The organism is Brachybacterium paraconglomeratum, assembly GCF_003994255.1.
Taxonomy (GTDB): Bacteria; Actinomycetota; Actinomycetes; order Actinomycetales; family Dermabacteraceae; genus Brachybacterium; species Brachybacterium conglomeratum.
In genome coordinates this window covers 42,623-61,696 of the sequence record NZ_ML133851.1, presented here as the reverse complement: position 1 = coordinate 61,696, position 19,074 = coordinate 42,623, and the positions used below count along the sequence as shown (strand labels likewise).

The 19,074-nt window shown below is 72.3% G+C and carries 20 protein-coding genes; 9 read left to right on the top strand and 11 right to left on the bottom strand.

The features are described from left to right. Positions 1-10: 10 nt before the first annotated feature. The 4 genes from panC to DS079_RS00290 all read left to right on the top strand — a co-directional run bounded on the left by panC (position 11) and on the right by DS079_RS00290 (position 3,077). Positions 11-865 (top strand): pantoate--beta-alanine ligase, encoded by an 855-nt coding sequence (panC, locus tag DS079_RS00300; protein WP_164736049.1) that lies wholly within the window; start codon positions 11-13, stop codon positions 863-865. A gap of 43 nt (positions 866-908) precedes the next feature. Next, positions 909-2,417: a lysine--tRNA ligase gene (lysS, locus tag DS079_RS00295; protein ID WP_053917545.1), complete on the top strand. Its 1,509-nt coding sequence runs from the start codon at positions 909-911 to the stop codon at positions 2,415-2,417. A gap of 1 nt (position 2,418) precedes the next feature. Next, positions 2,419-2,592, top strand: coding sequence for a hypothetical protein (locus DS079_RS16985; protein ID WP_010551049.1), 174 nt, complete (start codon positions 2,419-2,421; stop codon positions 2,590-2,592). A 152-nt stretch (positions 2,593-2,744) separates the two neighbouring features. Continuing rightward, on the top strand, positions 2,745-3,077 hold the full coding sequence (locus tag DS079_RS00290) for a histone-like nucleoid-structuring protein Lsr2 (RefSeq protein WP_010551050.1): 333 nt from the start codon (positions 2,745-2,747) through the stop codon (positions 3,075-3,077). Positions 3,078-3,231: 154 nt separating this feature from the next. Here DS079_RS00290 and DS079_RS00285 read toward each other — a convergent pair whose 3' ends face one another. From DS079_RS00285 to DS079_RS00260, 6 genes are all read right to left on the bottom strand, one after another. After that, positions 3,232-4,215, bottom strand: a complete 984-nt coding sequence (locus DS079_RS00285; RefSeq protein WP_126984347.1) for an aldose 1-epimerase family protein — start codon at positions 4,213-4,215, stop codon at positions 3,232-3,234. Beyond that, entirely contained in the window at positions 4,212-5,027 is an 816-nt protein-coding gene (locus tag DS079_RS00280; protein ID WP_126984346.1) for a LutC/YkgG family protein, read from the bottom strand. Before DS079_RS00280 ends, DS079_RS00285 begins: the two co-directional genes overlap by 4 nt. Beyond that, complete coding sequence (locus tag DS079_RS00275) at positions 5,024-6,661, bottom strand: lactate utilization protein B (protein ID WP_126984345.1); 1,638 nt, start codon at positions 6,659-6,661, stop codon at positions 5,024-5,026. The genes DS079_RS00280 and DS079_RS00275 overlap by 4 nt, the downstream gene beginning before the upstream one ends. Further along, positions 6,658-7,443: a (Fe-S)-binding protein gene (locus tag DS079_RS00270; protein ID WP_126984344.1), complete on the bottom strand. Its 786-nt coding sequence runs from the start codon at positions 7,441-7,443 to the stop codon at positions 6,658-6,660. Before DS079_RS00270 ends, DS079_RS00275 begins: the two co-directional genes overlap by 4 nt. A 61-nt stretch (positions 7,444-7,504) precedes the next feature. After that, positions 7,505-8,986, bottom strand: a complete 1,482-nt coding sequence (locus DS079_RS00265; RefSeq protein ID WP_126984343.1) for a malate:quinone oxidoreductase — start codon at positions 8,984-8,986, stop codon at positions 7,505-7,507. A gap of 205 nt (positions 8,987-9,191) precedes the next feature. Then, positions 9,192-9,434, bottom strand: a complete 243-nt coding sequence (locus tag DS079_RS00260) for a DUF6458 family protein (protein ID WP_029360583.1) — start codon at positions 9,432-9,434, stop codon at positions 9,192-9,194. 233 nt (positions 9,435-9,667) lie between these two features. On the opposite strand from DS079_RS00260, the gene DS079_RS00255 reads away from it, so the two are divergent. The 3 genes from DS079_RS00255 (at position 9,668) to DS079_RS00245 (ending at position 13,770) form a co-directional block, all read left to right on the top strand. Then, positions 9,668-12,256: an ATP-dependent Clp protease ATP-binding subunit gene (locus DS079_RS00255; RefSeq protein WP_126984342.1), complete on the top strand. Its 2,589-nt coding sequence runs from the start codon at positions 9,668-9,670 to the stop codon at positions 12,254-12,256. 171 nt (positions 12,257-12,427) lie between these two features. Then, positions 12,428-13,252 (top strand): DedA family protein, encoded by an 825-nt coding sequence (locus tag DS079_RS00250; RefSeq protein WP_126984341.1) that lies wholly within the window; start codon positions 12,428-12,430, stop codon positions 13,250-13,252. Next, positions 13,249-13,770 carry an amino-acid N-acetyltransferase gene (locus DS079_RS00245; RefSeq protein ID WP_053917537.1) on the top strand — a complete coding sequence of 174 codons (522 nt, stop codon included), beginning with the start codon at positions 13,249-13,251 and terminating at the stop codon, positions 13,768-13,770. Before DS079_RS00250 ends, DS079_RS00245 begins: the two co-directional genes overlap by 4 nt. 37 nt (positions 13,771-13,807) lie before the next feature. Here the strand turns inward: DS079_RS00245 and DS079_RS00240 are convergent, their stop codons facing one another. The 5 genes from DS079_RS00240 to DS079_RS00220 form a co-directional block, all read right to left on the bottom strand. Then, positions 13,808-14,707, bottom strand: coding sequence for an HhH-GPD family protein (locus DS079_RS00240; RefSeq protein ID WP_126985041.1), 900 nt, complete (start codon positions 14,705-14,707; stop codon positions 13,808-13,810). 280 nt (positions 14,708-14,987) lie between these two features. Continuing rightward, positions 14,988-15,410 carry a large conductance mechanosensitive channel protein MscL gene (gene mscL / locus DS079_RS00235; protein WP_010551061.1) on the bottom strand — a complete coding sequence of 141 codons (423 nt, stop codon included), beginning with the start codon at positions 15,408-15,410 and terminating at the stop codon, positions 14,988-14,990. A 60-nt stretch (positions 15,411-15,470) separates the two neighbouring features. Further along, complete coding sequence (locus tag DS079_RS00230) at positions 15,471-16,103, bottom strand: SAF domain-containing protein (RefSeq protein ID WP_126984340.1); 633 nt, start codon at positions 16,101-16,103, stop codon at positions 15,471-15,473. A gap of 80 nt (positions 16,104-16,183) precedes the next feature. Further along, entirely contained in the window at positions 16,184-16,519 is a 336-nt protein-coding gene (locus DS079_RS00225) for an FmdB family zinc ribbon protein (RefSeq protein ID WP_053917534.1), read from the bottom strand. Positions 16,520-16,590: 71 nt separating this feature from the next. Next, positions 16,591-17,253: a 5-formyltetrahydrofolate cyclo-ligase gene (locus DS079_RS00220; RefSeq protein ID WP_126984339.1), complete on the bottom strand. Its 663-nt coding sequence runs from the start codon at positions 17,251-17,253 to the stop codon at positions 16,591-16,593. Between the two features lie 186 nt (positions 17,254-17,439). Here DS079_RS00220 and DS079_RS00215 point away from each other — a divergent pair, with 186 nt between their 5' ends. Further along, positions 17,440-18,066, top strand: a complete 627-nt coding sequence (locus DS079_RS00215) for a GNAT family N-acetyltransferase (protein WP_126984338.1) — start codon at positions 17,440-17,442, stop codon at positions 18,064-18,066. A gap of 89 nt (positions 18,067-18,155) precedes the next feature. Beyond that, positions 18,156-19,070: a hypothetical protein gene (locus tag DS079_RS00210; RefSeq protein ID WP_126984337.1), complete on the top strand. Its 915-nt coding sequence runs from the start codon at positions 18,156-18,158 to the stop codon at positions 19,068-19,070. The last annotated feature ends 4 nt before the right edge of the window (positions 19,071-19,074 follow it).

Genomic DNA, 19,074 nt, shown 5'->3' with positions numbered 1-19,074 from the left:
GGACCCCGCCGTGCCCGAGAGCACCCCGCGCACCACGCTCGTCACCACCAAGTCCGCGCTGCGCGAGCACCGCGCCGCGATGGACGGGACGGTCGCGGCAGTGCTCACCATGGGCTCCCTCCATGCCGGGCACCTGGCCCTGGTCGAGAGAGCCCGCGAGCTCGCCGACCACGTGATCCTCACCGACTTCGTCAACCCCCTCCAGTTCGGACCGGGGGAGGACTACGAGGCCTATCCCCGCGACCTCGAGGCGGATCTCGCCCTCGTCGACGGGCTCGTCGACCTCGTCTTCGCCCCGGGCGTGGAGGAGATGTACCCCGTCATGCCGCCGACGGTCTCGGTGAGCGCCGGCCGCGCCGGCACGGTCCTCGAGGGCGCCGCCCGGCCCGGCCACTTCGACGGCGTCGTCACCGTCGTCGCGAAGCTGCTGCGCCTGACGGACCCGCACCTGAGCGTGTTCGGGCGCAAGGACGCCCAGCAGCTCGCGATCATCCAGCGCCTGGTCGCCGACCTCGACCTGCCCGTGCGGATCGAGCCCGTGGAGATCCAGCGGGAGGAGACGGGCCTCGCTCGCTCCAGCCGCAACGCCTATCTCTCCGCGGCCGGGAAGGAGCAGGCCCTGGCCCTGTCCCGCACGATCGCCGCGGCGCTCGCGGCCGCCCCCTCCCTCGCCGGCATCCAGGACGCGCTGGAGGCCGCGCGGGAGCGGGCGGAGATCGACTGGGACTACGCGCTCGCCCTGGACCCCGCGACCCTCGAGCCCGCCGGCCCCGACCACCGCGGCGAGGTGCTCGTCGTGCTCGCCGGACGCGTCGAGGGCACCCGGCTGCTGGATGCCGCTGTGGCGGTGGCGACAGCACCCTGATCCCTGAGGACGTCACGCGCGCGGTGATGAGACAATCGCAGCCATGAGCGAGAACCCCCCTGCCTCCGAGGTGACCGACAGCTCCGACCAGATCGCGGTCCGACGGTCCAAGCGGGAGCGCCTGCTGGCGCGCGGGGAGGAGCCCTATCCCGTCTCCGTCCCCGTGACCGCCACGATCGCCGAGGTCCGCGCGGAGTACGGCCACCTCGAGGCCGGCGTGGAGACGGACGACGAGGTCGGCGTCTCCGGTCGCGTCGTCTTCCAGCGCAACACGGGCAAGCTCGCCTTCGTCACCCTCCAGGACGGCGCCGGGGAGCGTCTGCAGATCATGGCCTCGCAGGCCGTGATCGGCGAGGAGCGCCTCGCCGATCTCAAGGCCGACGTCGATCTCGGCGACCACGTCTTCTTCCACGGCCGGGTCGGTGCGTCCCGTCGCGGCGAGCTGAGCATCTTCGCCGACTCCTGGCAGATGGCCGCGAAGGCGGTGCGCCCCCTCCCGGTGCTCCACGCGGACCTCTCCGAGGAGTCGCGGGTGCGCCGCCGCTACGTCGACCTGATCGTGCGCCAGGAGGCGCGGGACGCGGTGCGCCTGCGCTCCGAGGTCATGCACTCCCTGCGCGAGTCCTTCCGCGGCCGGGAGTTCGTCGAGGTCGAGACCCCGATGCTGCAGGTGATCCCCTCGGGTGCGGCGGCACGGCCGTTCGTCACCCACATGAACGCCTTCGACCTGGACCTGTACCTGCGGATCGCGCCGGAGCTCTTCCTCAAGCGCGCCGCGGTGGGCGGGCTCGAGAAGGTCTACGAGATCAACCGCAATTTCCGGAACGAGGGCGCCGATTCCACGCATTCGCCCGAGTTCGCGATGCTCGAGTCCTACCAGGCCTACGGGGATTACGACTCGATCGGCGAGCTCACGCAGTCGCTGATCCAGGAGGCCGCCGAGGCCGCCACCGGCTCCCAGGTCGTCACCCTCGCCGACGGCACCGAATACGACTTCTCCGGGGAATGGGCGAAGATCACCGTCTACGGCTCGCTCTCCGAATCCCTCGGCGAGGAGATCACCCCCGAGACCACCCCGGCGCGCCTGCGGGAGATCGCCCGCTCGCTCGAGCTGGACCTCGACCACCCGAAGTACGGCCACGGCAAGCTCGTCGAGGAGCTCTTCGAGCATCGCGTGGGCGACCACCTGCACGAGCCGACCTTCGTGCGCGACTTCCCGGTGGAGACCAGCCCGCTGGTGCGCGCCCATCGCAGCACGCCCGGCGTGGTCGAGAAGTGGGACCTGTACGTGCGCGGCTTCGAGCTCGCCACCGGCTACTCCGAGCTGGTCGATCCCGTCATCCAGCGCGAGCGCTTCGCCCAGCAGGCGGAGCTCGCCGCCCAGGGCGACGACGAGGCGATGCGCCTGGACGAGGACTTCCTCGAGGCGATGGAGTACGCGCTGCCGCCGACGGGAGGCATGGGCATGGGCGTGGACCGCCTGCTCATGGCCCTGACGGGGCTCGGCATCCGCGAGACGATCCTGTTCCCGCTCGTGAAGCCGGGGGCCTGAGATGGACTCCGGGTTCTGGTTCGAGGCCGGTGCGCTGCTGCCCTCGATCGGCGTGGGGCTGCTGTTCTGGTTCGTGATCCGCTCGCTGCTGCGGGCCGACCGCCGCGAGCGGGAGGCCGAGCGCCAGGCGGAGCAGGAGCTGCTCGAGCGGAAGCAGCCCCGGAAAGATCCCTGAGACGGCGGCGCGAGTGACGAGGAATGCCCCTTCGTCCACACGCCCCGTAATCAGATTGAAATGACCGGCCTCGTAATGGATACTGGGCGATATCGTGAACACCCCATGTGTTCATGATGAAGTCCGGAAACCACCAGCGAGGGAGAACCCCTATGGCACGGAAGACCTACGTGGAGCTCATCGACGACATCAACGGTGACAAGGCCGAGGAGACGGTGAGCTTCGCCCTGGACGGCGTCGCCTACGAGATCGACCTGACGGCCGAGAACGCGGAGAAGCTCCGCGAGGAGCTGAGCGGGTGGGTCGGCAAGGCGCGCCGCGTCGGGGGTCGCCGCACCCGCGGCACCGCCTCCGGCTCCCGTGCGAGCTCGAACGACTCCTCGCGCATCCGCGAGTGGGCGCGTGAGGCGGGCTACGAGGTCCCCGATCGCGGCCGGATCTCCGGCGCGATCCGCAAGGCGTACGAGGAGGCCCACGGGGAGTGATCCCCGCCCGGCGGCCGTGAGCCGCCGACGCCTTCGACGAGGGCCCGCGACCATGACGGTCACGGGCCCTCGTCCTGTCCTGGGCCGCGCTTCGTGCGGCGCGCCGGCGCGGCGTCCCCCGCCCGCCGTCGGGCCGGCCGCGCCGATCAGCCGGTCACCAGCCGCGGATGCTCCAGGAGGCGGCGTGCTCGTCGCCCGGGGCCAGGCGCACCACGTCGGTGCCGCTGCGGAAGGCGTCCGGCGGGCAGGTCATCGGCTCGACCGCGAGGCCGCGGCGGTGGTGCTCCGGCTCCGGGCGGTCCCCGGTGTGGATCTGGAGCCACGGGCACTCGGGACCGGCGGTGAGCTCCACCCCGGTGCCGCCGGGAGCGGTGACGGCGACTTCCAGGCGCCCCTCCGCGTCCCGGGTGAGGTCGGTGAAGGCGTGGTCGATGAACAGGTCGCCGAGCACGCGCGGAGCGGAGAAGTCGAAGGGATCGCCGGGCGGGACCGGCGCGGTGCCGGTGGGCAGCAGCCGATCCTCGGTCACCGTCAGCACCGTTCCCGCCGCGACCTGCAGCGACCACTCGTCCAGCGGCTCGGGGCCGGCGACGAGATAGGGATGCGGGCACACCCCGTAGGGGGCATCGCTCCGGCCGAGGTTCCGGGCGGTGACCGTGGTGGTCAGCCCTTCCTCGGGGGAGAGCGCACAGCGGACCGTGAGCAGCAGGTGGAAGGGATAGCCGGGGGTGGGGAACAGCTCGGTGCGCAGCACCACCTCGTCCTCGTCCACCGACGCGGGGGTGAAGGACTGGAAGGAGACGAGCCCGTGGAGGGCGTTGCCGCGCTCGGGCTCGCTGAGCGGGGTGCGCAGCTCCTCGCCGTCCCACACGTAGGTGCCGTCCCCGATCCGGTTCGGCCAGGGCGCCACGATCGCGCCCCGGTAGAACAGCATCGGCCCCTCCTCGGGGCTGCGGAGCACGAGATTCCGACCACCGACGGTGAGGGACTCGAGCGTCGCGCCGACGGTGGAGATCTCGGCGCGGTAGTCCCCGGCGACGAGGACCAGCAGGTCGCCGCGATCGCGGGCGGCACGGCCCGCGTCCCCGGGAGCGTCTGCGGGGGAGCCGAGGTCGGCGGGCGTGAGGGGAGTGGTCATCGGCTGCTCTCCTGGGAGGTGGGGGTGGTGGGGCCGCTGTCGGCCGGAGGGCGGGCGGGGGCGTCGGGGCCGGGCTCCGGTGCGGGTGCGGGCGACGGCTCCGGCTCGGGTGTCGGCTCGGGCTCGAGGAGCACGACCTCGAGACGGCGGGGGCCGTGGACGCCCTCGACACGGTCGAGCTCGATGTCGCTGGTCGCGCTCGGCCCGGAGATCATCGTCCACGCGGCACGGGGATCCTCGGCCATGCGCTCGATGCCGCGCGGCACCCCGAGCACGACCTGCTCGGCCTCGACGACCACGACGTGCCGGTCCGGGACCAGCGAGATCGCGCGCCTGCCGCCGAGGTCGTCGCCCCGCAGTACGATCGTGCCGGTCAGCGCGATGGCGGTGTGGCAGCCGGTGAGCACGGCGTCGATCCCGTCGAGCTCGCGGGGCGAGGCGGTGCCGTCGTCGACGGTGACAGCGACGCCGGGCGGAGGCATCCACTCGGGCGGCAGACCGGCGGGGACCACCGCCGAGTCGGCGTCGCCGAGCGCCGCGGCGATCGCGGCCGGGAGCTCCGACGCCGTGGTGCGGTGCACCACCGCGGTGTAGTCCTGGAGCCGCTGGACGAGCACGTCGCGCACCTTCTCCGGGGCGGTGCCGAGCTCCTGCCTGTCATCGGAGCGCTGGTAGTCGCGGGGCACGTCCTCGGCGCCGGTCACCGCATCGCGGCGCGGGGCCGCGAGCGCGGTGCGAACGCGGGCGAGGATCTCGTCCTTCGCGCTCATCCCCGGCGTGCGGGCGGGGCGGGCATCGGTCCAGTCGTTCACGGCCGCTCCTCCCCGTCGGGGGTGCCGGCGGCCGAGGCGTCACCGTCCGGGGCGGGTCCGTCGGCCGACCGTGCGCGGCCGTTCTCGCCGGGCCCGTCGGACGCCGGTCCCTCCGGGCCCCGAGCGACGCGCTCCTTCTCGCGCTCGTCCCACCAGGACCGGAAGGACTGCGGGGGACTGGGCAGATCGCGGTGGTCGGTCCAGCCCGGGATGATCGGCAGGGCCCCCGGGAGCCGTCCGATGTTCGCGCCGGGCAGCAGCGAGGACAGCGGCTTCGCCGAGCGGACGGCGAGGTCGTAGGCGCGAGGGGAGGACATCAGGCGGCTCGCACCCTTCAGCGCCAGGTCCCAGCTGCCGTGGAACTCGCCGCGCGCCTCGCGGCGCCGGTCCACGTCCTTCGCACGAAGGTGCACGAGGATCTCGGGGATGTCGATCTTCACCGGGCACACGTCGTAGCAGGCGCCGCACAGGCTCGAGGCGTAGGGGAGCGTCGAGTTCGGGTCGTCGGTGCCGCTCATGCCCGTCATCTGCGGGGAGAGGATCGCGCCGATCGGGCCGGGATAGGTCGAGCCGTAGGCGTGGCCGCCCGTGCGCGCATAGACCGGGCACACGTTCAAGCAGGCCGAGCAGCGGATGCAATGCAGGGCGCTGCGCCCCTCGGGGTCCTCCAGCACCGACGATCGCCCGTTGTCCAGCAGCACCAGATGGAACTCCTCGGGGCCGTCGCCCTCGTGCACGCCCGTGAACAGGGTGGTGTACGGGTTCATCCGCTCTCCGGTCGAGGAACGGGGCAGCAGCTGCAGGAACACCTCGAGGTCCTGGAAGGTGGGGACGATCTTCTCGATCCCGACCACGGAGATCAGGGTCCGCGGCAGGGTCAGGCACATCCGCCCGTTGCCCTCGGACTCCACGACCACCAGCGTGCCCGTCTCGGCGACCGCGAAGTTCGCCCCGCAGATCGCGACCGAGCCGGGCATGTCCAGGAACTTCTCGCGCAGGAAGCGGCGCGCCGCCTCCGCGAGCTCGGCCGGGTCGTCGGTGATCGACGGATCGAGATCCGGCATCGCCGCCAGGAAGATCTCGCGGATCTCCGCACGGTTGCGGTGGATCGCGGGGACCAGGATGTGGGAGGGGGTGTCGTCCGCGAGCTGGACGATGAGCTCCGCGAGATCGGACTCGATCGCCCGGATGCCCGCATGTGCGAGCGCCTCGTTCAGGCCGATCTCCTGGGTCGCCATCGACTTGACCTTCAGCACCTCCCGGGCATCGCGCTCGAGGGCGAGGCGGGTGACGATCTCGGAGGCCTCCTCGGCATCGCGGGCCCAGTGCACGACGCCCCCTGCGGCTGCCACCGACTCCTCGAGCTGCTCGAGCAGCTCCGGGAGATGGTCGGTGACCTGCCACTTCAGGGCGCTGCCGGCGCTGCGGAGCTTCTGCCAGTCGCGCACCTCGCGCACCGCCCCGGCGCGCTTGGCCTGGATCGTCGAGGTCGCGTGGCGCATGTTCGCGCGCAGGGTCGCATCGCCCAGCGCCTCCCGCGCCGCCTCCGGGAACCCGCGCTCGCCCCGCAGGGTCGAGACGGGCGAGGCGTGCTGCGGACGCACGCCCGGCATGCCCAGCTGGACGGTGCTCATGACGCCCTCCCGAGGATGGTCTCCGACGGGACGAAGGGGTCCTCCTTCGTCGAGGCGAGGATCTGCGCGAGATGCACCGACCTCGGTGCCGCCCCGGTGCGGTGCAGCTTCCCGCCGATGTTCATCAGGCACGAGGCATCGCCCGCGACCACGAACTCCGCACCGGAGGCGACGACGTTCGCGGCCTTGTCGGTGACCATCGCGTCGCTGGTGGCGTCGTTCTTCACCGAGAAGGTCCCGCCGAAGCCGCAGCAGGTGTCGGACTCGGGCAGGTTCTTCACCTCGATCCCCTCGACCGCGCGCAGCAGCTTCAGCGGGCGCGGCCCCACCTTCAGGAAGCGCATCGAGTGGCAGGTGGGGTGGTAGGTGACCGAATGGGGGAAGTACGCCCCCACGTCGGTCACCTTCAGCACGTCCACCAGCAGCTCGGAGAGCTCGTAGGTCCTCGCGGCGACCGCGGCGGTGCGCTCCTCGAGCGCCGTGTCGCCCTCGTGGCGGGCGACCAGCGCGTGCTGGTCGCGGACGCAGCCGGTGCAGGAGCCCGAGGGCATCACGATCGCGTCCACCTCCTCGAGCGCCGGCTCGAAGGTGTCCACGAAGGAGCGCACGATCGGCGCGGCCTCGGTGTAGTAGCCGGAGTTGGTGTGCATCTGGCCGCAGCAGGTCTGCCGCCTGTCGAACACCACCTCGTGGCCCAGCCGCTCCAGGAGGGTGACGGTGGCCCGGGCGACGTCCGGGGCCATCACGTCCACGAGACAGGTGGTCATCAGCGAGATCCGCATGAGCTCTCCTGGAGCGGCGAGGCGTCGTCGTCGACGCGCAGTGGGCGAGGCCGGGTGGCTCTCAGTGGGTGAGGTCGAGGGCGGCGGCGGTCCGCTCGAGGGTGCGGTGCGCGAGCTCCGCATCCTCCGAGAGGTGGGTGCCCCAGCTGGGGACCATCTGCTTGAGCGCGGGTCGCCACGCCTCGATGCGCTGGGGGAACATCTTCTCGAGCATCGTGAGCATGATGCTCGTCGCGGTCGACGCGCCGGGGGAGGCGCCGAGCATGCCGCCGATCGACCCGTCGGCCGCGGTGATCAGCTGGGTGCCGAACTGCAGCACGCCGTGCTTCTTCTTGTCGGGGGCGATCACCTGGACGCGCTGCCCGGCGGTGACCTCCTCCCAGTCGGACATGTCGGCGTCGGGCATGTACTCCAGCAGCGCCTCGAAGCGCTTGTGGGTGGTCGCGGCGAGCTGCGAGCCGAGGTAGACCATGAGGTCGAGGTTCGGCGGCGCGACCGCCATCATCTGGGTGAGGTTCGAGGGCTTGATCGACTCGAAGAGGTCCGTGTAGGAGCCGGACTTGAGGAACTTCGGCGACCAGCCCGCGTACGGGCCGAACATCAGCGAGCGCTTCCCGCCGACGTACCGGGTGTCCAGGTGCGGGACGCTCATCGGCGGGGCGCCGACGGCGGCCTTTCCGTACACCTTCGCGTCGTGCCGCGCGATGACGGCCGGGTCGGTGCAGCGCAGCCACTGGCCCGAGATCGGGAAGCCGCCGAAGCCGCGGATCTCCTCGATCCCGGACTTCTGCAGCAGCGGCAGGGCGTAGCCGCCCGCGCCGACGAACACGAACGGCGCACGCACCACGCGCAGGGAGTCGTCGGCCGTGCTGCGCACCATGACGCCCCAGTCGTTGCCCATGCGGCGCAGGTCCACGACCTCGGAGCCGGTGGCGACGGTGGTCCCGGCGCGGGAGGCGAAGTCGAGCATCTCCCGGGTCAGGGCCCCGAAGTCGACGTCGGTGCCGTCGGGCGACCAGGTCGCGGCGATGGTCTCGGTGACCGGGCGTCCCTCGGAGACCAGCGGCGCCCACTCGGCGAGCCGGGCGTGCTCGGTGGTGAACTCCATGCGGTCGAAGAGCGGGTTGGCGACGAGCGCCTCGTGGCGGCGTCGCAGGTAGTCCGCGTTCTCCATCCCGTGCACGAAGCTCATGTGCGGGACGGTGTGGATGAAGTGGGAGGGGTCGCCGATCCGGTCGTTCTCCACGAGGTGGGTCCAGAACTGGCGAGAGACCTGGAACTGCTCATTGATCGCGATGGCCTTGGCGGGGCTGACGGAGCCGTCCACGTCCTGCGGGGTGTAGTTCAGCTCGCACAGCGCGCTGTGCCCGGTCCCGGCGTTGTTCCATGCGTCGCTGGACTCCGCGCCGAGGGAGTCCAGGCGCTCGAGGACCACGATGTCCCAGTCCGGCTCGAGCTCGGTGAGCATCGCGGCGAGGGTCGCGCTGGCGATGCCGCCGCCGATCAGCACCGCATCCGCGCGGGTCACGTCCAGGTCTGCCATGTCTCTCCGTTCGCTGCTCGTCACTCGCCTCGCGGCCGGTCGGCGTGCTGCCTCGCGCGGCCCCGGGCGGTCGTGCCCATCAGCGTATCTCGTGTCCGCAGGCGTCCGCCCGGGGTCGCCGCGCCCGCGCCGGGCGCCTCGCCGCCTGCACAGCGACGAGGCGGCACCCCTCACAGGGGATGCCGCCTCGGTCGGGTCGTGACCCTCAGACGTTCGGCGGGGGGTCGCGGCGCTCGGAGACGCTGTGCCCCGGAGCGTTCTGGGTGTCCACCACGGTCTTGCGCGAGCGCAGCATCAGCAGCAGGCCGACGAGGAACAGCACCGCTCCCGCGACCATCAGGATGGTGCCGAGCATGGCCGAGTCCACCCCCGGCATGTCGATCTCGAGGGCGAAGCGCGCGATGGCTCCCAGGACGAAGAGGATGATTCCGCCGACGATGGCGCCCATGAGGTGCTCCTTGGGGAAGGGGATGTGACGCACGCCATGATACGGGGCGGGCCCGATCGTCCCGTGGCACCCGACCGGCGGGTCGGCGGCGCGTGTCGGGATCCCGCGGCCACCGGTGGAGCGGGTCGTCATGCCCACGGCGAACAGCCATCACGCCCGCGGCGAACACACGGGGAATCCCCGCCCGATCCGCGTACTCTCGATCCATCACCACCACCGAATGGGGGAGGACCATGTTCGAACGGTTCACCGACCGGGCGCGTCGCGTCGTCGTCCTGGCGCAGGACGAGGCCCGCCTGCTCAACCACAACTACATCGGCACCGAGCACATCCTGCTGGGCCTGATCCACGAGAACGAGGGCGTCGGCGCGAAGGCGCTCGAGGCCCTCGGCGTGACGCTCGACGCCGTGCGCGAGCAGGTCCGGGACATCATCGGCGAGGGCAACCAGACCCCCTCGGGCCACATCCCCTTCACCCCGCGCGCCAAGAAGGTGCTCGAGCTGAGCCTGCGCGAGGCGCTCCAGCTCGGCCACAACTACATCGGCACCGAGCACATCCTGCTCGGCCTGCTGCGCGAGGGCGAGGGCACCGCCGTCAAGGTGCTCTCCCGCCTCAAGGCCGAGCCGTCGGCCGTGCGCCAGGAGGTCATCGAGCGCCTCTCCGGCTACCAGGGCAAGGAGCCGGCCAACGCCGGCGGCCCCGCCGAGGGTCAGCCCTCGGGCTCGCTCGTGCTGGACCAGTTCGGCCGCAACCTCACCCAGGCCGCCCGCGACGGCAAGCTCGACCCGGTCATCGGGCGCGAGAGCGAGGCCGAGCGGGTCATGCAGGTGCTCAGCCGCCGCACCAAGAACAACCCCGTCCTGATCGGCGAGCCCGGCGTCGGAAAGAGCGCCGTCGTGGAGGGTCTCGCCCAGTCGATCGTCGCCGGGGACGTCCCCGAGACGCTCAAGGACAAGCAGCTCTACACCCTCGACCTCGGCTCCCTGGTCGCGGGCTCCCGCTACCGCGGCGACTTCGAGGAGCGCCTGAAGAAGGTGCTCAAGGAGATCCGCACCCGCGGCGACATCATCCTGTTCATCGACGAGATCCACACCCTCGTCGGGGCCGGTGCCGCCGAGGGCGCGATCGACGCCGCCAGCATCCTCAAGCCCATGCTGGCCCGCGGCGAGCTGCAGACGATCGGTGCGACCACCCTCGAGGAGTACCGCAAGCACATCGAGAAGGACGCCGCGCTCGAGCGCCGCTTCCAGCCGATCCAGGTCGACGAGCCCTCGGTCGCGCACACGGTCGAGATCCTCAAGGGCCTGCGCGACCGCTACGAGGCGCACCACAAGGTGACCATCACCGACTCCGCCCTCGTCGCCGCGGCGAACCTCGCCGACCGCTACGTCAACGACCGCTTCCTGCCGGACAAGGCGATCGACCTGATCGACGAGGCCGGCGCCCGCCTGCGCATCCGCCGCCTGACCGCGCCGCCGGAGCTCAAGGAGTTCGACTCCCGCATCGAGGAGGCGCGGAAGAAGAAGGAGGAGGCGATCGACGGGCAGGACTTCGAGCTCGCCGCGAACCTCCGCGACGAGGAGCAGAAGCTCAAGTCCGAGCGTGACGAGAAGGAGAAGGCCTGGCGCCACGGCGAGTCCGACGCGGTGACCACCGTCTCCGAGGAGGTCATCGCCGAGGTCCTCGCCGCCTCCACCGGCATCCCGATCGTGAAGCTCACCGAGGAGGAGTCCTCGCGCCTGCTGAACATGGAGGACGAGCTGCACAAGCGCGTCATCGGGCAGGACGAGGCCATCAAGGCCATCTCCCGGGCGATCCGCCGCACCCGTGCGGGCCTGAAGGATCCCAAGCGGCCCGGTGGCTCGTTCATCTTCGCCGGGCCCACCGGCGTCGGCAAGACGGAGCTGGCCAAGGCCCTGGCCGAGTTCCTCTTCGGCGACGAGGAGGCGCTCATCCAGCTGGACATGTCGGAGTTCGGCGAGAAGCACACCGCCTCGCGCCTGTTCGGCTCGCCCCCCGGCTACGTCGGCTACGACGAGGGCGGCCAGCTCACCGAGAAGGTGCGCCGCAAGCCGTTCTCCGTCGTGCTGTTCGACGAGGTCGAGAAGGCCCATGTGGACATCTTCAACTCGCTGCTGCAGATCCTGGAGGACGGTCGCCTGACCGACTCCCAGGGCCGCGTGGTGGACTTCAAGAACACCATCATCATTATGACCACCAACCTCGGCACCCGGGACATCGCCAAGGGCGTCTCCATGGGCTTCACCGCGGGCGGCGACCTCTCCACCGACTACGAGCGGATGAAGTCGAAGGTCCACGAGGAGCTCAAGCAGCACTTCAAGCCCGAGTTCCTCAACCGCGTCGACGACGTGGTGGTCTTCCCGCAGCTGTCCAGGACCGAGATCGTCCAGATCGTCGATCTCGAGGTCGCGAAGCTCTCGCGTCGTCTGCAGGACCGCGACATGACGTTCGAGCTCACGCAGCCGGCGAAGGACCTGCTGGCCGAGAAGGGCTACGACCCCGTGCTGGGCGCGCGGCCGCTGCGCCGCACCATCCAGCGCGACATCGAGGACTCGCTCTCCGAGCGGATCCTGTTCGGCCAGGTCCAGGTCGGCGACCAGATCGTGGTCGACGCCGAGGGCGAGGGCCTGCTGGGCGATCTCACCTTCGCCCGCCGCGGCGAGGACGGCTCCCTCGAGCCGATCTCCGATGTGGTCGACGTGGAGTCGATGACCCAGGCCCGCGCCGAGGACGTCACCCACGCGGACGGCGCGGACGGCGCCGACAGCACGCCCGACAGCGCGGAGGCCAGCACCTCCTGAGCTCGGGCCACGGCCCGGCCCCCGCCCGCGGGAGCCGGGCCGTGACCGATCCCGCCTCCGGTCGCTCGCCGGAGCGCGGAGCACTCCCGGACCGGGATCACCGGTCACGGGATCTCGTCCCGGAGCGCAGCGGCCCCCATGGGGCCGCGGGACCCCTGACCGGAAGGACCCATGGGAGAGCTGCTCGATCGTCTCCTCTCGCTGACCGGCGTCCTGGAGGACTGGATCCTCCAGATCGGCGACGCCTGGTGGGTCCACCTCGTCGTCTACGCCTTCGCCGCCCTGGACGGCTTCTTCCCGACCGTCCCCAGCGAGTCGACGATCGTGTCCCTGTCCTCGCTGTGGTCGAGCTCCGGAAGACCCTCGATCATCCTGATCGGGCTGGCGGCCTGGGCCGGCGCCTTCACCGGGGACAACCTCGGCTATCTCCTGGGCAACAAGATCGGCTGGGAGCGCTTCCGCTTCCTGCGCGGGGGCAAGGGTCGACGCGCGGTCGAGGCCGCGGAGAACGGGCTGCGCAAGCGGGCCCTGGTCTTCCTCATGACGGCCCGCTACATCCCCTTCGGCCGCACCGCCGTGAACCTCGTCGCGGGCGCCGTGCACTACCCGCACCGCCTGTTCTGGCCCCGCTCGCTGCTGTCCACGTTTGTGTGGGCGGTGTACTCCTGCGCGATCGGCGCGGTCGCCGGCGCCTGGTTCGAGAACAACCACCTGCTCGCGATCACCGTGGCGCTCGTCGCCGCGATCGTGATGGCACTGGTGGTCGAGCGGATCATCGCGGCCGTGCACCGCTGGCTCGACCGTCGCGCCGAGCGCCGCGATGCCGAGCGTCGCGACGCCGAGGCCGACGCAGAGGCCGGCTCCGCCGTCGAGACCGGCACAGGCGTCGGCACCGGTTCCGCCGTCGGCGCCGGCTCCGCCGTCGGCACCGGCCCCGGCGCGGACGCCGAGGCCGACGCCGCCACCACCGTCCACGGAGAGGACAGCCCCGCATGACCTCAGGCACCGGCGCACAGATCCGTCCCGCGCTCCCGGCCGACGTCCGCGCCATCAACGCGATCGTCGAGCCGATGACCCATACCGGGATCCTGCTGGGCAAGGACCTCGTCTCCTACTACGAGGCCGTCCAGGAGTTCCTCGTCGCGGTCGACGAGGACGGCACGGTGGTGGGGTGCGGCGCCCTGCACGTGATGTGGGAGGACCTCGCGGAGGTGCGCACCCTCGCCGTGTCCGACACGGTGCGCGGCACGGGCCTCGGCCACCGGATGCTGGAGGCGCTGCTGGACCGGGCCGTGCAGCTCGGTCTCGAGCGCGTGTTCTGCCTGACCTTCGAGGTCGAGTTCTTCGCACGTCACGGCTTCGAGGAGATGGCCGAGACGGTCGACCCGGAGATCTACAGCCAGCTGCTGCGCTCCCCGGACGAGGGGATCGCGGAGTTCCTGGACCTCGCCCGGGTCAAGCCCAACACCCTGGGCAACACCCGCATGATCAAGCAGCTCGACCGGAGCGCCTGAGCCCGTCGGCGCCGTGCTTCAGGGCTTGCGCGGTGCCTCAGGGCAGACGCAGGCCGGGGAGCGCGCCGGCGTCGCCCGCCGCGGCGGCCCCTCCCGCCTCCTCCGCCACCGCTGCGAGCCCGTCGGCCAGCAGGGAGCGCACGCAGCGCTCCACCCGCACCGGATCCTCGGGATCCAGCGCTGCGAGCATCGCAGGACCGGCCGTGCCCTGCTCGCGCAGCAGCGCCATGATCCGCCCGCGCATCTGCCGGTCCGTCCCCTCGAAGGACTGACGGCGTCGCGTGTCCTCCTCGGGCTCGGGGCGGCCCGCGGCGACCCACGCGCAGCCGACCCTCGCGAGGGGGCACTGGACGCAGCGGGGCGTCCGCGCAGTGCACACCAGCGCGCCGAGCTCCATCACGGCCTGGTTCCACGCCACCGACCGCTCACGCTCCGCGGGCAGCGTGTGCGTGGCGAGCGCCCGTTCGGCGGCGGAGTAGGAGCGGTCCGGCAGCGCCCTGCCGCGGACGGCGCGGGCGAGGACGCGCCGGATGTTGGTGTCCACGACTACGGCGCGGTCGTGGTGGGCGAAGGCGGTGACCGCGGCGGCGGTGTACTCGCCGATCCCGGGCAGCGATCGCAGCCGCTCCTCGCCGCGGGGGACCACGCCCCCGTGCGCGCTCACGATCTCGCGCGCGCACTCCTGCAGGCGCAGCGCACGGCGCGGATAGCCGAGCCGATCCCAGGCGCGCAGCACCTCGGAGGTCGGGGCGTCGGCGAGGTCGGCCGGCTCGGGCCAGCGCTGCATCCACTCCAGCCAGCGCGGCAGCACCCGCACCACGGGGGTCTGCTGCAGCATCACCTCGGAGACGAGGATCCCCCAGGCCGTCGCGTCGGGAGAGCGCCAGGGGAGGTCGCGGGCGGTCTCCGCGTACCAGGCGATCGTCGCCTCGATCATCGCCTCGGGATCGGGGCCGTCCGCAGCGGCCGCGTCCTCCGCGCCCTGGACGGCGGGCTCCCCGGGGCGGGTGGTGCCCTTCGGGGCGGTGGAGGAGCGGGTCACCCGGGGGACGCTATCGCATACCGCCTCGGCGCCGCGGCGGGCACCGGTCTCGCGCGCGGGTCCTGGCCGGGAAACGAGCTCCACCCCGGGAACGACGACGGGGGCGGCACCAGGTGGTGCCGCCCCCGTCGTGGGGTGCGCGGGCGATGCCGCGCCAGGGTGGAACGGACCAGGATCAGACCTGGGGGTTGCCGCCCTGGGGGTTCTGGGTCTTGAGCAGGTCGCGGATCTCGGAGAGGAGCACGATGTCCTCGGGAGCCGCCTCGACCTCCTCTTCGACGCCCTTGCGACGGTTGGCCGCCTCGCGGGCCTTGGTCATCGGCATCACGAAGACGAAGTAGACGACGGCCGCGGTGATCAGGAAGGTGATGATCGCGGAGATCACGGCACCGAAGTTGATGAAGGTCGCCTCGTTGTTCTCGAAGATCTTGAAGCCGAAGCCCTCGACGCTGTCCGCGCCGCCCGCGGCGGCGACGACCGGGTTGATGAGGTTGTCGACGAAGGCGGTGACCAGCGCGGTGAACGCGCCGCCGATCACGACACCGACCGCGAGGTCGATGACGTTGCCCTGCATGACGAAGTCCTTGAAGCCCTTCATGGGGAGTTCCTTCTCAAGATGGGGGATGAGGGAGAACCGAAGTCACGGCCCGCTCGGACTCTAGCGGATCACGGACACCATGACGTTCGACGTACCGAGAGCGTGAGCGACTTCTCCAGACCGCTGCCGATCCACGAGGACAAGCGCCTGGACACCGGTATCGGTCCCTGTGCTGAGCGCTCCCGTGCTCGTCGCGGCGGCGGAGAGGGAACGGATCTCCGCGGGGATGCGGGTCGCGGACCCGTCCACGGGATCGCTCATCAGCAGCTCGATCCGCGTCCCCGATCGAAGATGCGGCAGCAGCACCTCCGGCACGGGGACGGCCAGCAGCGCCGTCCCCTCGGGGAGGGGGTCCTCGCCGGCGCCGAGGAGGTCCCCGGCGAGGATCGGTCCGCCCTCGGCGACCGGGGCGGCGAGGCGCTCTCCCACGAGGTCCTCCGCAGCGGTCGCGGCACCGGAGGGCACCAGCGAGCTCGCGACCTCGACGGTGCGCATCTGCTCTGCCTCCAGGGTGGTGCCGGTCGGCAGGTCCTCGTCGGCGACCACCACCTCCGTCCCGGTCACCGAGCCCGGCACGAGCGAGGGCACCAGCAGCACCGCGGCGGCGGCCACGACGAGCACCGCCAGCGTGCGGCGCCGACGGCGCAGGGCCCGGCGCCAGGTCGGCAGGTGGGGGAGCAGTCGAGTGAGCATGCCCCGACGCTAGGGCCGACCCTGTGACGGCGCGACGGATCGCGCCCCGCAGTGGACGGCGGGGCGATGGGGAGGAGAGGTCAGGAGGCCGCGGCGGCCGGCTGCGAGGCGGAGCCCGCCGAGGAACCGCCCGAGGACGAGCCGGCGGAGGACGAGCCGGCCGATCCCTCCGAGGACGAGGCGGAGCTGCCCGCCCCATCGGAGGAGGAGCCCCCGCCCACCGTGGAGGCGCCCGAGGTCGCCGAGTCCGTCGAGTAGAAGCCCGAGCCCTTGAAGACGATGCCCACCGAGTCGAAGACCTTCCGCAGGGCCTCCTGCGCGCACTCGGGGCAGGTGGTCAGCGAGTCCTCGCTGAAGCTCTGGTACTGCTCGAAACGATGTCCGCAGTTCTTGCAGGCATAGACGTACGTGGGCACGCGGGTCCTCCGGGATGGTCGATGTGCGGGCCGCGCACGGGCGGCCGCAGGAAGTCTACGACGCGCGGCGCTCAGACGGGATCGGAGGTGACCAGCGAGACGAACCCGTCGGCCGTCAGCACCTCGCGGATCGGCACGTCGTGCTCCTCGCGGGGGAGCGTCCCGGCCGCGAGCAGCTCGTGCGGATGGATCACGACCACCACCCGCGCCTCGGAGGGAAGGGTGGTCAGCGCCCTGTCGTAGTAGCCGGCGCCGTGCCCGATCCGGGTGCCGGAGCGGTCCACGGAGAGCGCAGGGGCGAGCACGAGCACGGCCCCGGAGAGCGCATCGGGCCGGAGCCGCTCGCCCCGGGGCTCCTTCCCGAAGCCGCGCCCGGGGGAGTCGGCGAAGTCGGAGACCCCGTCCCAGCGGATCCACTCGAGCTCCGGCCCGGCGGCGGCGGGGAACACGAGCTCCGCGCCCCGCGCGGCGAGGGCGGAGGCCAGCGGCATCACGTCGGCCTCCGTCGGGGTGGGATGGAAGGCGGCGACGCGAGGGGCCGGGTCCCCGGCCTCCTCGCGACGTGCGGCCAGCGCCTCGATGTCCGCGACGATCCCCGCGGCATGCGCGAGGATCGCCTCCGCCTCGCGGGAGCGCCGGCCGGGGTCCGCGCCGTACACGGCACGCCGGTCCGCGCGCAGCGTCGTGCGCAGCGCCTTCTTCTCCGACTGCTTGTCCACGAGCTGCTCGTCCACGAGTGCCTCCTTCTCCTGCTGCGCGCACTGCTCCTGCGCAGGCGCCGGCTCTCCGCCCGGCGCGCCGACCCGGGGGAGGGAGGCCCCGGTCGGCGGCGCATCGGCCGAGGCCGGGCGTCCACGGCCCAGAGTCGCACACGGCGGGAGAACGCGCAGGCGAGTCCGTCGGACGTCTACGATGACGCGATGGTTCACGTGTGGCCCCTGGTCCTGCGCGACGGGGAGCTGACGCTGCGCCCGCTGCGACGGCGCGACCGCGGAGACTTCGAGCGGCTGCGTGCCCGCAGCGCCGACTGGCTGCGGCCGTGGGACGCGACGGACCCGCTGAGCGAGCGCGGGCCCGCGGACTTCCGCACCCTGCGCCGCTGGGCCGACGAGCAGGCGCGGCTGGGGACCTCCCTCCCGCTGGCGATGGTCGTCGGAGGACGGGTGGTCGGGCAGATCACCGCGGGCCCCATCCAGTACGGGGCGGTGCGCTCGGCGGTGCTCGGCTACTGGGTGGACCGGGAGATGGCCGGCCGCGGACTGGCGCCGCGCGCGGCGGCGCTGGTGATCGACCACCTCTTCGCCGAGCTGGGCCTGCACCGGGTCGAGGTGACCGTGCGGCCCGAGAACGCGCCGAGCCTGCGCGTGGTCCAGAAGCTGAACCTGCGCCCCGAGGGGCTGCGCCGCGCGGCGATCCACGTCGACGGCGGCTGGCGCGACCACCTCGTCTTCGCGCTGACCGCCGAGGAGGTCGCGACCGACCATGCCGGCTACGGGGTCCTGCGCCGCCTGCATCGCGAGCATCCGAGCCCCGCACCGACCGGCTGAGCCCCGCGGTGGCGCGGCGCACGGAATTGCTCGCCGACACGCCCGCTCCGTGACCAGGCGAATCACATCGGTGTCATTACTGTGGCGGTGTGGAGTCGATCAATCTCGGTGCCGTCCTCTTCGGCGGCCTGCTGCTGCTGTGGCTGGTGTACGCGCTGCCGCGCACCGCGGCCCGTCGCGAGGTGATGGGCCGCGCCCGCGCTGCGGACGAGGCCGGGATGACGCCCCAGGCCCGGGATCTCTCCGAGGCCGTCCACGCCCGCCGCTCGTCTGCCGAGGTGACCACTCCCATGCCCCAGGACCGCCTGCTCATGCGTCCCGCCGATCCGACCCGTCGGCCCCGCTTCGACACCGACCCCGGCACCCGCGTCGACCTCGGCGAGGAGCGCGGACGCTCGCGCCGCCTCATGCGCGGGGTGCTGATCGGGCTGATCGTCCTCACCGCCGCGCTGGTCGTCGGCGCGGTCGCGAACGTGCTGCCCTGGTGGCCGCCGGTCCTCGGCGCGGTCGTGCTCGGCGTGTTCCTGGTGGGGCTGCGCCGTGCCGAGCTGGAGCGTCGGGCCCGCCGCACCCGCGCCGCGACCCGCGCCCGTCAGGAGCAGGCCGAGGCCGAGACCGCGCGTCGACGCGCCGAGCAGGCGCCAGCGAGCGCCGGGCGCGAGCTGTCCGCCCCGTCGGCCGTCTCCGCCGCGCAGCACCCCGCCGCGTCCGCGGAGGCCGAGACCGCCTCCGCGTCCGTGCTCGAGACCGCCTCGGAGCGCGCGGCCGAGCAGGTCACGCGCCCGGGGGAGTGGACGCCCCGCCCGGTGCCGCGGCCCACCTACGCCCTGCGCGGCGAGGTCGACGACCTCGCCAGCCGTCACGCCGCCCACCGCCGCAGCATGCTCCCGGAGTCCGTGCCGCTGGAGCGCGCCCACGTCGAGGAGGCGGAGGCGGTCGAGGAGAGCTTCGCCCCCGCCCAGGACCTCCACCTCGACGAGATCCTCGCCCGCCGCCGCGCCTGAGGCG

Coding starts and splice junctions, on each gene's coding strand:
- DS079_RS00240 (WP_126985041.1), bottom strand. CDS start 14,707: ATGATCGAGGCGACGATCGCCTGGTACGCGGAGACCGCCCGCGACCTC.
- DS079_RS16985 (WP_010551049.1), top strand. CDS start 2,419: ATGGACTCCGGGTTCTGGTTCGAGGCCGGTGCGCTGCTGCCCTCGATC.
- DS079_RS00275 (WP_126984345.1), bottom strand. CDS start 6,661: ATGAGCACCGTCCAGCTGGGCATGCCGGGCGTGCGTCCGCAGCACGCC.
- DS079_RS00230 (WP_126984340.1), bottom strand. CDS start 16,103: ATGCTCACTCGACTGCTCCCCCACCTGCCGACCTGGCGCCGGGCCCTG.
- DS079_RS00260 (WP_029360583.1), bottom strand. CDS start 9,434: ATGGGCGCCATCGTCGGCGGAATCATCCTCTTCGTCCTGGGAGCCATC.
- lysS (WP_053917545.1), top strand. CDS start 909: ATGAGCGAGAACCCCCCTGCCTCCGAGGTGACCGACAGCTCCGACCAG.
- DS079_RS00265 (WP_126984343.1), bottom strand. CDS start 8,986: ATGGCAGACCTGGACGTGACCCGCGCGGATGCGGTGCTGATCGGCGGC.
- DS079_RS00215 (WP_126984338.1), top strand. CDS start 17,440: ATGGTTCACGTGTGGCCCCTGGTCCTGCGCGACGGGGAGCTGACGCTG.
- DS079_RS00290 (WP_010551050.1), top strand. CDS start 2,745: ATGGCACGGAAGACCTACGTGGAGCTCATCGACGACATCAACGGTGAC.
- DS079_RS00285 (WP_126984347.1), bottom strand. CDS start 4,215: ATGACCACTCCCCTCACGCCCGCCGACCTCGGCTCCCCCGCAGACGCT.
- DS079_RS00270 (WP_126984344.1), bottom strand. CDS start 7,443: ATGCGGATCTCGCTGATGACCACCTGTCTCGTGGACGTGATGGCCCCG.
- DS079_RS00245 (WP_053917537.1), top strand. CDS start 13,249: ATGACCTCAGGCACCGGCGCACAGATCCGTCCCGCGCTCCCGGCCGAC.
- DS079_RS00255 (WP_126984342.1), top strand. CDS start 9,668: ATGTTCGAACGGTTCACCGACCGGGCGCGTCGCGTCGTCGTCCTGGCG.
- DS079_RS00250 (WP_126984341.1), top strand. CDS start 12,428: ATGGGAGAGCTGCTCGATCGTCTCCTCTCGCTGACCGGCGTCCTGGAG.
- mscL (WP_010551061.1), bottom strand. CDS start 15,410: ATGAAGGGCTTCAAGGACTTCGTCATGCAGGGCAACGTCATCGACCTC.